14 protein-coding genes and 1 pseudogene are annotated in these 10,745 nt (G+C 40.5%); 9 read left to right on the top strand and 6 right to left on the bottom strand.

Features of this window, described 5'->3' with window-relative positions; genetic code table 11:
• Positions 1-75 precede the first annotated feature (75 nt).
• Both LC574_RS09220 and LC574_RS09215 read left to right on the top strand, forming a co-directional pair.
• Positions 76-426, top strand: a complete 351-nt coding sequence (locus tag LC574_RS09220) for a DUF5615 family PIN-like protein (protein WP_229453103.1) — start codon at positions 76-78, stop codon at positions 424-426.
• 235 nt (positions 427-661) lie between these two features.
• Positions 662-814, top strand: coding sequence for a hypothetical protein (locus LC574_RS09215; RefSeq protein WP_229453101.1), 153 nt, complete (start codon positions 662-664; stop codon positions 812-814).
• A gap of 126 nt (positions 815-940) precedes the next feature.
• On the opposite strand, the gene LC574_RS09210 is transcribed toward LC574_RS09215, so the two are convergent.
• Positions 941-1,186: an FCD domain-containing protein gene (locus LC574_RS09210; protein ID WP_229453099.1), complete on the bottom strand. Its 246-nt coding sequence runs from the start codon at positions 1,184-1,186 to the stop codon at positions 941-943.
• Between the two features lie 96 nt (positions 1,187-1,282).
• Here LC574_RS09210 and LC574_RS09205 point away from each other — a divergent pair.
• The 4 genes and pseudogenes from LC574_RS09205 to LC574_RS09190 form a co-directional block, all read left to right on the top strand.
• A pseudogene (locus LC574_RS09205) lies at positions 1,283-1,498 on the top strand (Dps family protein); the annotation flags it as partial.
• 62 nt (positions 1,499-1,560) lie between these two features.
• A complete protein-coding gene (locus LC574_RS09200) occupies positions 1,561-1,698 on the top strand; it encodes a hypothetical protein (protein WP_229453098.1) in 138 nt (45 codons plus the stop codon).
• Positions 1,647-2,321, top strand: a complete 675-nt coding sequence (grpE, locus tag LC574_RS09195) for a nucleotide exchange factor GrpE (protein WP_229453109.1) — start codon at positions 1,647-1,649, stop codon at positions 2,319-2,321. The genes LC574_RS09200 and grpE overlap by 52 nt, the downstream gene beginning before the upstream one ends.
• A 446-nt stretch (positions 2,322-2,767) precedes the next feature.
• Positions 2,768-3,094, top strand: coding sequence for an STAS domain-containing protein (locus tag LC574_RS09190; RefSeq protein ID WP_229453096.1), 327 nt, complete (start codon positions 2,768-2,770; stop codon positions 3,092-3,094).
• On the opposite strand, the gene LC574_RS09185 is transcribed toward LC574_RS09190, so the two are convergent.
• The 4 genes from LC574_RS09185 to LC574_RS09175 all read right to left on the bottom strand — a co-directional run bounded on the left by LC574_RS09185 (position 3,083) and on the right by LC574_RS09175 (position 6,214).
• The gene (locus LC574_RS09185) at positions 3,083-4,231 is read right to left on the bottom strand and encodes a PP2C family protein-serine/threonine phosphatase (RefSeq protein ID WP_229453094.1); all 1,149 of its coding nucleotides are present in this window, start codon (positions 4,229-4,231) and stop codon (positions 3,083-3,085) included. The two genes, LC574_RS09190 and LC574_RS09185, sit on opposite strands and share 12 nt — an antisense overlap.
• 154 nt (positions 4,232-4,385) lie before the next feature.
• A complete protein-coding gene (locus LC574_RS09180; RefSeq protein WP_229453093.1) occupies positions 4,386-5,153 on the bottom strand; it encodes a DUF1350 family protein in 768 nt (255 codons plus the stop codon).
• The gene (locus LC574_RS37890; RefSeq protein WP_267871467.1) at positions 5,128-5,250 is read right to left on the bottom strand and encodes a hypothetical protein; all 123 of its coding nucleotides are present in this window, start codon (positions 5,248-5,250) and stop codon (positions 5,128-5,130) included. Before LC574_RS37890 ends, LC574_RS09180 begins: the two co-directional genes overlap by 26 nt.
• A 244-nt stretch (positions 5,251-5,494) precedes the next feature.
• The gene (locus LC574_RS09175) at positions 5,495-6,214 is read right to left on the bottom strand and encodes a hypothetical protein (protein ID WP_229453107.1); all 720 of its coding nucleotides are present in this window, start codon (positions 6,212-6,214) and stop codon (positions 5,495-5,497) included.
• Positions 6,215-7,243: 1,029 nt separating this feature from the next.
• Here LC574_RS09175 and LC574_RS09170 point away from each other — a divergent pair.
• The 3 genes from LC574_RS09170 to LC574_RS09160 are packed head-to-tail and all read left to right on the top strand — an operon-like array spanning position 7,244 to position 9,175.
• A complete protein-coding gene (locus tag LC574_RS09170; RefSeq protein ID WP_229453105.1) occupies positions 7,244-7,807 on the top strand; it encodes a pentapeptide repeat-containing protein in 564 nt (187 codons plus the stop codon).
• 8 nt (positions 7,808-7,815) lie between these two features.
• Entirely contained in the window at positions 7,816-7,977 is a 162-nt protein-coding gene (locus LC574_RS09165; RefSeq protein ID WP_229453091.1) for a hypothetical protein, read from the top strand.
• A 13-nt stretch (positions 7,978-7,990) separates the two neighbouring features.
• Complete coding sequence (locus LC574_RS09160; protein ID WP_229453089.1) at positions 7,991-9,175, top strand: M20 family metallopeptidase; 1,185 nt, start codon at positions 7,991-7,993, stop codon at positions 9,173-9,175.
• Between the two features lie 81 nt (positions 9,176-9,256).
• On the opposite strand, the gene LC574_RS09155 is transcribed toward LC574_RS09160, so the two are convergent.
• Positions 9,257-10,309 (bottom strand): hemerythrin domain-containing protein, encoded by a 1,053-nt coding sequence (locus LC574_RS09155; protein ID WP_229453088.1) that lies wholly within the window; start codon positions 10,307-10,309, stop codon positions 9,257-9,259.
• Positions 10,310-10,745 lie beyond the last annotated feature (436 nt).

Here is a 10,745-nt window from a genome sequence, read left to right as displayed (position 1 = left end):
GATATTCAAGCTTGTTTAGGCTATGCTAGTGCCACTCTTAAAGCTGAAAAAGTTTACGCTTTTCCTGAGTAGATTATGCGCTTTCTAGCCAATGAAAATTTCCCAGGAGATGCTGTAGAAGCTCTTCGCAATCGAGGTCACGATGTTATTTGGATTCGTACTGATGCTCCTGGGATTACTGACCCCGAAGTTTTAAACCGCGCTCAAAGTGACGAGCGCATTCTTTTGACCTTTGATAAAGACTTTGGTGAACTTGCCTTTCGTTCACATTTGCCTGCAACTTGCGGGATTATCTTATTTCGGATTAAAGCACCTTCTGGTACAGTTGTTGCTCAAAAAGTGGCGATTGCTATAGCATTTCGCTCTGACTGGATAGGACATTTCAGTGTGGTTGAAGACGAGCGTATCCGAATGCGAATCCTCTGAAAAGATTGTTGATAGATAATATTTCCAACTTTTGGCAGCATTTAATATAGAGACCATTCTCTAGTTAGCTTATTTTTCTAAGCGATCGCACCCTTCGCAACTTTGCCAAATTAGCGATCGCACTTTTGATGATGGGGTTGATGTGGCGATCGCACTTCTGTTTTATCTCCTTCTAACGGTACAATTTCTCTGGGTTTTTCTCTAGAAGTGAACAGAACGCAACTAATAACCCAAGTTGCTAGTTATCAAAATCCAGGTGCTTTTCATCCAAAAATTAGTGCGATCGCCAATGACAAATCGTGGTGCCGCTACACGGCACCACGATTTCGACCCAATCATCACTTTCGGTGTAGTGAAGCGATTTCAGGTATTAATAATTGCTGACTAGAGAAATGCAAGTTTTCAGGGTAAATGCAAAAATAAAAGCTTCTAGTTTCAGTAGAAACCCCTGATACGTGACTGCGTGAATCGATTTGGGAAAAGTGTAAGTTATAGCGCTAAATACCGTCTCAATCTAATGCGGAGCCGGAGATGCTCCGCCTCCGGGCAGTTCTTGCTGGAGGGAATGAGTCTCAATTAAAACTTGCATTTGCTGGGTTATTGCCCAGTTTAAACTGATAATTATACCGAGACTGCAAGCAGTCTCGGTTGCAGTGTCTATGTGTCGTTTTAGTAACCTGACAGCAGTTTTTGTATCCTGCTTTTGACAAGCCTCTAAGAGTTGATAGTGTTCTTTTTGTGATCGCTCTTGATAATCCATCTGCGCTAATTGTACCCGGACATAGCGATCGCATCAGAAATGATTCCTTATGCCAAGTCGTTTGTAGACGATGTAGAATTTTCACCAGAGGTTGCCAAACTGAGTTCGATTCCAGAAACTCCCGGCGTTCCTAAAGCTGTGGAAATGATCGGTTTACTAGTGGAAGGACAAGAAGCCGTAGTCCGAACTGCACGGTCTATTTTCCCTGTGGTAGAGGAAGTTAACGACGAACCTACCGCCGATTTATTAACTCAACGGATGCAAGTACACGAAAAGACAGCTTGGATGTTGAGAAGTTTGCTGGAAGAATAGTATTAGGGAATGGGGAATAGGGAATAGAGAGCAGGGGAGACAAGGGGACAAAAGGTGAGAACTTGCAACAAGTCTTTCCCCTTGTCCCCAATTCTCCTTGTACCCTTGTCCTCTTTCCCAATGCCCAATGCCCAATGCCCAATGCCCAATGCCCAATTCCCAATTTCCAATGCCCAATTCCCAAAAGTTGCAAGATTTAATGCAACAGGCGGGGATTCCTAGTTTCAAAGCGCTGAGTCGCGCTGCTGGTGTCTCAGAGCGTCAACTTTTGCAGTTACGCCAAGGGAAGCTTGAGCAGATGCGGGTAGATGTACTGCTTAAGCTGTCGCCAGTGCTACAAATTTCATTGAATGAATTAATCGCAACTTTTTCAACTGTAGAGTTCTTTCCAGAGAAAGCAACGCCTACTCAGGAATTATTAGAAGAAATTGCAGATTTAAGAAAAGAGTACCAGCGATCGCAACTTCAATTAGAACAACAGCGAGAAATATTACTACAAGAACTCCAGCAGTCGAGTTTGCAACTACTGGAGTCTTTATTATTGCAATGGCCAACAGCAGCACAGAAAGCGCAGGAGAATCCCCAGCTAGCAGCAGTCAAGATAGTACCGTTGGTGCAAAAACCTCTAGAAAAGCTTTTAGAGGCGTGGGGAGTGGAAGCGATCGCACCTGTGGGGGCAGAATTACCTTATGATCCCAAACTGCACCAATTGATGGAGGGAACAACACAACCTGGAGAAATAGTCAAGGTGCGCTACACTGGCTACCTTCAAGGTGAGAAGCTGCTTTATCGAGCTAAAGTAAGTCCTCTTAGAGAGAGCTAGAAGGCAAATTTTCGCCTACTTGTAGTTCAATATTAGGCTCTAAAGATAAAATGTATCTCCGTTATTTTTAGTTAATTATTTGCTAGGAATCAGGGAATATTTAGTTAAATAAAAGTTAGTTTTTGATTAACAGTAAGATAAAAATGTTTATAGTTTATCTTTATTTATCATAAGTTCAAGGGTTTAAGACCCCAACCATTATATGTAGCACTAGTTTCAGTCGGGGTTTAAATCCCCGTCTGAAATGTCTAAAATGTTTGAATTTTGAATACTTCGGCTACGCTCAGTACAAGTTTTGAATTTTGAATTGTTAATTTGATATCACTTATCAATAAATATTCAGCAGCAAACTATGATTTTTCCTTGCAAGCATTTTTAAATTTTCTATGATGGGTATATAATAGCAAAATCAAAGCATTATTTACACAAATCAGCATGACATAATTATGATAGAACAAGTGAAAATTATTAAGCTCGCCGGGAATTTAAACGCCACAACTTCACAAGATTTTCGACAAAATATTACTGAAAGCTTAAAAGTGGGTACAAAAATTGTGTTAGTTGATTTTCAAGATGTAACATTTATGGATAGTTCCGGTTTGGGGGCTTTAGTATTAGCTTTTAAAACCTTGCGGGCAGCAGATAGTAAGCTTGTTCTCTGCTCAATTAATGAGCAAGTCAGGATATTATTTGAACTGACTAATATGGATAAAGTCTTTGAAATATTTCCTAACCAAGACGCATTTAATCAGGTTTTAGTCTCAAAGACTTAATGAATCAAACTTAATTTGCAAGATAGATAAATCATCATCAAAAACATCTTTGGAGTTCAGAGCGATTAAATAACTTAGTACGAGATCGAGTTGGCAATCAACCGGATTTTGTAAGCTAACTAGTAGCTGAATAAAAGCATCCAAACTCCAAAGTGTGCCATCTGATTTAGTGATTTCATAAGCACCATCACTAAAAATGTAAAGAGTACTGAATTTTTTAATATTGCAAAATCCATCAACATATTTTGCTTCTGGAAACATCCCAACTGGCATACCGGGGGTTTTCAAGAGTTGAACTTCAGACTTTCTTGGAGACGTGCCAGTTACTAAAACTGCTGGTGGATGACCTGCACTAGCATAAATTAACTGGTCGTTGGTTCGGTTGTAAACTCCATACCAAATCGTAAAGTATTTGTCATTTTGATAATTCATCTGAAAGGTATTATTCAAAGCCTTCAATACATCGCTAGGTTGATAATAATTTAGGCTTTTGAGCGCACGGGAACGCAGCAGATTGAGCACTGAAACAGAGGGAAGAGTAGCTTTAAGTCCATGTCCGGCAGTATCAAGTAAGTAAATTGCCAGACAATCATCATCGAGCCAATAGTAGTCGAAACAGTCACCGCCGAGTTGCCGCGAGGGAATGAATCGGAAATTTATATTGAAGGGTTCAGTCATGGAAAAAGGCAGTAGCGATCGCACATATTCTGCGGCTTCTGACATTTCTGATTCTAAAAGCAACTTTTGAGCCTGCAAATCTCTACTCAATTGATGCAGACGTAATCCCGCTCTTACCCGTGCTTGTAATTCATTATGCTCGATAGGTTTAGAGATAAAATCATCAGCACCAGCATCTAGACCTTTGACGCAATCGGCAACCGAATCTAAAGATGTTAATAAAATAAAGAACGTCGTGGAAAATTTGGGATCTTTCTTAATGTGGTGGCAAACTTCCAGACCAGTTAACCCCGGCATGATCCAATCACAAATAATTAGTGCTGGACGATAAGCCAGTGCCTTTTCTATCCCTTCTTCACCGCTACTGGCAGTAACTACCTGATAACCCTGCTTTTCCAGCATCCTTTTCAGAAGTATTTTTATTGAATAATCATCATCAATTATTAATATTTGAAACATAGACAATTATGTAAATACTAATTAATAAATTGCTGTAAAAATAGAAAATAAAAATAGTTTACGGGCTAATGAGTTAGTAGTATGAATATACATATACTACTAACTCATTTCTATTTTTCCGTCGAATTCATGACTTTTCAATAGCCATAAAACATTATGGGGGTGCAAGAGGGTTCACCCACAAGAGGATGGTATTTTTTAGCTGGTTCAAGTCGCGGTATGCTTCTTGTTTGAACCATTGCCCTAAGGCATCAAAGGGAGTGAAAGATGTTCCAGTTTGCCATTTAATGTCTTGACCTAGAGGTGTTGTATGATTTCCTGGTAACGTTTGTGTTGTCACCATCTGATCAAAGCGATCTTGTAAGATTTTGGTTAAAGCTGCGGATTGGTCAATGGTGTCATTGCTAAATTTTATTAATAAATTGCGCCTGATGTTATAACACTCTTGGACAAGCTGGTTAGTTTCCAATGGTGAGGGGGTAAACTCGATTGCAAAAGTAGAATTGAACTGTTCTACTAAGGGGATAGCTTCTTTAGCGGTGTAGTTGTTGAAGGATATTAAAATATTGCCTGCACGTTCTACTTTAAAGAGGCTACCAATCAGCAAGTGAAGTTTACAGCCCATACTATGCCCAATGCCGTAGATGGGGTAGTAAAGCTTGCGTAATGCCCCAGAATCATGTAAGCGTTCGAGGGTGCGGTCAAAATTTAGCAGCACAGATTTTGCGATCGCAGTATGATTTAAGGTGTTGACGAAAGGCGTAGCAATTACAACATAACCTTTACTTGCCAATTGTTCGAGTAACCAGCGATAAGTGATGTGCGGTGCAGTGGCGACAAATGCACCTCCTAAAAAATGGATGATACCTATGGGATTTCGGGGAATGATTACCCAGTTACCTCTGACTTCTTTCCAGTCCATGCCGATAAGCGATCGCTTGCTTGATATTCTTTATGTTAGACCGGCGATCGCAACCGTGGGAAGGATTATGGAAAAAGCCATTAAGGATATCTAGCAAGTAGGTTGGAAGTCAACCCACAGCAGCGTCTATGGACTTATCGGAAGCATCTACGCTTTTTCCAACTCTTGCTGAGTACTGAGTGAATTCAGGAGTGCTTTCTAAATCTCCATTACAAAACTTAATTACCTTAGTGCAGCATCTCGTAGAGAGCATCATTACGAATTACGTTAGCGAGTCCGCGTACCCCTATGGGGATCTTGCTACGCAAAGCGTCTCGTAGAGAGCGTCATTACGAATTATCTTAACGCTGAGTCTGTAATCTTTTCATTTCGTGTTGCACATCTAATGCAATCTGTAATGCTTCATTGAGTAACCTTCCATGCTCAGTAGCCTGTTCATTTACTTGCATGGCTGTTAAAGTTGCTAAATTGTTGACGAATAGCTCTGTATTACTAAGGATAAAGCTCTTATTTTCTCTCAAAATTCTTTCAGTCTTCAAAGCGCGAACTAAATCTGATTTGGTGAGTTTTAGCGCTTCAATAACACTCTTTCTTTCCTTTATAAGCACTTCTGGATTCCCAGCTTCTTCTATTTGGTCATTGATATCTATTGCTCTAATAACAGTATTATATTTTTCAACATCCTTTAACAGGATTTGCAGAGAATTGGTCATGTTATATTTGACAATTTTACTTCTACTTTTCCATATTAAATATAATATACTTTGTATAAAACCGCCAATCCAAATACCTAAGATAATTAATAATATCCAGGAGGGAATTGTTATCCATGTTACAAATATTTTTATAAATATATCAAATAAAAGATAACCAAAAACAAATGTAGCAAACCCAATAAAAATTACAGTTGCTCCTTCCGAGCTTTTAATTTTTTGGATGTATATTTTTGCTAATTTCTTCAGAGGATTTGTAATGATTAAAAGTTGATCATTGACAGGTAAATTAGTCAGCTTTTGCAGTTCATCCTGACTAATTTCCAAGCCCTGTAAATCATCCCGCACAGCTTTTAAATCCTTGCCAGAATAGTTATTTAATCTAATATAGCAATCAAACTTCTGGAATGCTGGCATTTTGTCTAAACTTTTTCAGGCAAGTTAATATTGCTAGGCAAGGTCAATATTTTTTGTACAATATGATACTCTTTTTTTGTAACAAGAACGAAAATAAATCAATTGCCTGTAAATGCAATCAAAATTTAATAGGTTATTGTCTTGCTAAACAACCATTTCCAATTACAATAAACAATAATACAAAAGACCGCAAAAACTGAGATTTTGCAGCATTCTCGATTAGTATCATCGCCCACCCAGAAATAAATTTTAGCGGATTAGAGCTACTGTCCACTCAAGTGGACTAAAACCTTTGTTCAGTCTTCTTTACTCTCTGTTATTGCATGAGTTGCCATCTGTGGTCAACAGCAACGCATCAATCAGGCTCAAACTGCACTCTTCAAACTGGCTAAGAAACCTGGAGATGACCTCGATCCTTTTACTTATGAGAATGCCAGAGTCTCTCTATCAGCCACACTCCAAGCAGTGCAAGAGGTCTAATTTCCCGACACCCCTCAAAAATGAGCTAACTTACAGTAATACCAGGCGTATTGGTTATAAATCCCTTCTGCCCTAGTAGTGTGTCAAATATATTTTGACGGATATCAAGACATTTGAGAAACACAAAAAACTCTTTCCCCACTCCCTACTCCCTACTCCCCACCTTCACCCGTCATTTTGGGTTGACAGACCACTAGCTGTTAATCCAATGCCCAAAAACAAGATCCCCCTAGTCGTGTTTTTCATCGAGCTAGGGGGATCACATATATGGTAGTCTATAAGAGATTCGGTATAGTTCCTTACGACTTGATTCTATAGCTTATATTTGAGTTTGAGTGGTCTTACCATTAGAATTCATAGTATTTTTACAGCTTCTTAATCAATGCTTCATCCCTGTTGTTCCTTGGGGAGGCAGTATATGTAAGTATGACAGTAAGCAATATGCGTCACTTGTCATTTTTGTGGATATCTGTAAAAAATATGAAACTCAAGATTGTTGCTACCGTTGCCCTGTTAGCTTGTTTTGGGTTTGCAGAGCAAGCCCTTGCATTAAATCAGCTAGATTTGGATCAGCTGAAGGCAACAAGTGCCTGTCCCAGATGTAATTTGAGTGGTGCTGACCTAACTAAACTGAATCTAACTGGAGCAAATTTGCGAGGGGCTGACTTGAGTGGTGCTACATTATCTCAAGCTAATCTTACCAATGCCGATCTCACCGGTGCAAATTTAGAAGGTGCGGTTTTAAATTTAGTCAATCTCAGTGGTGCTTCCTTAACAGGTGCAAATTTGAAATCAGCATCTCTGGAAAATGCCGATCTCTCTTATGCCGGTTTCATCAGCGCTAATTTGGAAGCAGCAAACTTTAAAGATGCCAAATTGCAGTTTACCAATTTTCGGGGGGCTAACTTCCGACTAACAACTATGGCTAATGGTGTTGTTACGTCCGACAAACCCTATGGCTGGTCGTTAGAGCGTCAAAATTCCAGAGCATGTAACGAGTTCAAACCCGAAAATACCTTAGGCACAACCTGTTATTCAAAATAAATTGGGGCATGGGGCATGGGGCATTGGGTTTAGTAGTCTCCCTCATCTCCCTCATCTCCCTCATCTCCCTCATCTCCCTCATTTCCCCTGCTTCTCCCTTGAGCTATCCTTGTATGGCAAAGAGCATTTTGTTTGTTAACAGTTCTTTATCATGGGAAAAAAGCCTATAGATTAATTAAATTGATGCTTACCCGTATTAAAGACTTAGCAGCAAAACTAGCGCCCCGCTTAATTGAAATTCGCCGCCACATCCACTCTCACCCAGAACTCAGCGGTCAAGAGTACCAAACAGCAGCTTTTGTGGCTGGTGTTTTGTCTTCCAGTGGTCTGCACGTACAAGAGGGAGTTGGCAAAACGGGCGTTATTGGAGAACTGCAAGGCACTAGCGAAAATGACCGTTTATTGGCAATTCGCACCGATATGGATGCCTTGCCAATTCAAGAGGGCACTAATTTAGAATATGCCTCTCGTGCAGATGGTATTATGCACGCCTGCGGTCACGATGTCCATACCACCGTGGGCTTAGGAACAGCGATGGTACTGTCCCAAATGGCTGAGGAGTTGGGTGGGAAAGTGCGATTTTTATTTCAGCCAGCTGAGGAAATTGCTCAAGGGGCAAGCTGGATGGTGAAAGATGGGGCGATGGAAAATGTCTCAGCTGTATTAGGGGTTCATGTTTTCCCTTCTATACCCGCAGGATCTATTGGTGTGCGTTACGGGGCATTGACAGCCGCCGCTGATGATTTAGAGATTCTGATTATGGGAGAATCTGGGCACGGGGCGCGTCCCCATGAAGCGATTGATGCGATTTGGATTGCTTGCCAAGCCATTACTGCACTGCAACAAGCCATCAGCCGGACGCAGAATCCCTTGCGTCCTGTAGTATTGAGCATAGGGAAGATTAATGGTGGCAGAGCGCCGAATATAATTGCTGATAAAGTGCAGTTATTGGGAACCGTGCGATCGCTCCATCCCGAAACCCGTGCTCATCTCCCGAACTGGATTGAAAATATTGTAGCTAATGTTTGCCATACCTACGGCGCAAAATATCAAGTTAATTATCGCCAGGGTGTACCCAGTGTCCAAAATGATTATACCTTAACGCAATTGTTACAATCAGCCGCAGAAGAAGCTTGGAGTAGCGATCGCGTTCAAGTCTTACCCGAACCTTCCCTTGGTGCTGAAGATTTTTCTATGTATTTGGAACACGTCCCGGGTTCTATGTTTCGCTTGGGTGTCGGCTATAAAGAAAGAATCATTAACTACCCATTACACCATCCCCAATTTGAAGTCGATGAATCTGCCATTATCACCGGGGTTGTAACTATGGCATACACCGCTTATAAATACTGTCAGCAAAATTTTTAAACAAAAACTCCCAGCACATCAGCGCTGGGAGTTTTTGTTTAACTAACCTTTTTTAGTGGCTATAAAAAGCTCGAAAGCATCCTACACATTGGATTCGCTAACAACGCCCAACTTCTCTTGAATTCGGGTCTTAGCGGCTTTGAATTCGGTAGCCCATTGCTCAGTTTGCTCAGTACTCAAGTTATTGCGAATGGCAGCAAATAGTGTGCTTTCTTCTTGACGAATATGATCGCCAAGTTCATCCAATAGCTGTTTAACTTTCTCTTTGAATTGGGGTGAAGATGGGCTAATGGCCTTGATTTCCTCTAATGCCTGCTTCACATGAGCTTGTTCGTCATACAGTTCTTGGGTATTATCTTGACCATAGAAAGCACGCACTCTTGGATAGACTACTTCCTCTTCAGCTTCAGAATGAGCAGTTAAATCCTTGTAAATTTGACCAAAATACTCTTGGATCTTCTGCGGATCGTCGCTTTGCAGCAGTTCGGTGAACAAAGTATTTACCTTGTTGTGATCGAGGCGGATAACATCTTGGATATTTAGATCCTTTTTGTCACTGGTTTGGGTAACAGCGCTACCTACTACACCACTCACCGCAGCCAAAGCGTCTTGAACACGTGCCCAAATTCCTTGATCTGCATCTTGTCCAGTTAGTTCACGGACACCCAGAATTTCCAGAATGCCTTTGAGTTGTTCTTGGTGAGCGCGGTTCTCAAAGTTAATGGTATTCAAAGGCCCGATCGCTAACAAAACATCAGCACCAACTTTTTGAGCAGCCTTGTGAACTATCAACCCACTCGTTACTAGTTGATGTTTCAGCAATTCATGCTGAGATACTTTTTCATACAGGCTCAATTCAGAACCTTTGAACAATTCACGAGCTTTTTCAATGAATTCTGTAACATTTTTTTTGGGTTCAGCCTGAATCCCATACTGACCAATTACAGTTTCAAGAACACCAAGGTTTTTTTGATCATCATTTATGAAATTTCGGATGCGATCAGCAATTTCTGCATCTAGTCCTTGCGTCAAAAGTGATTGCTCATTTTCGATGACCAACTGTTGGAGGGCTTTAAGACTTGCAAGTTTTACAGCAATAGCATTGCGTTTCGTATCATCTAAAGTAGCTACCATCCGTAGTTCTCCTCGGCAAAGTGTTCATAATTATTACTTGACATAACTTTGACATAGGGGTTAGGGAGATTTCATCTTTCTTTTGAGCGATCGCTCTCACAACTCAGGGTAGATAAATAAAAATTTTCGTTACAATTTCTCTTCTTATACTTTTAGATAGATAATATTTAAATCTGCATTCTATCCCCAGACGGATAAAATATTAATAATCTAAGATTTCTTTAAGAACGCTCTTTAAATCCACATCTGTAGGGCGTTTTTCAAATTGCTCGTGGCTATAAATCCACACAAGCTTGATTACACAATCAATTATATAGTAATCCGCTTTGATTTTTGAAATTATTTGCGTAGGCGGGGAGTAGGGAATAGGGAGTAGGGAGTAGGGAATCAGGCTTTTCGAGGTGTACGGTGTTTATTCAAAAATCAAATAGGAATC

It is taken from the genome of Nostoc sp. CHAB 5715 (assembly GCF_020829685.1).
Classification (GTDB): Bacteria; Cyanobacteriota; Cyanobacteriia; order Cyanobacteriales; family Nostocaceae; genus Nostoc.
Note: the sequence above shows the minus strand (reverse complement) of the source record. Positions and strands in the feature narration are given on the sequence as shown.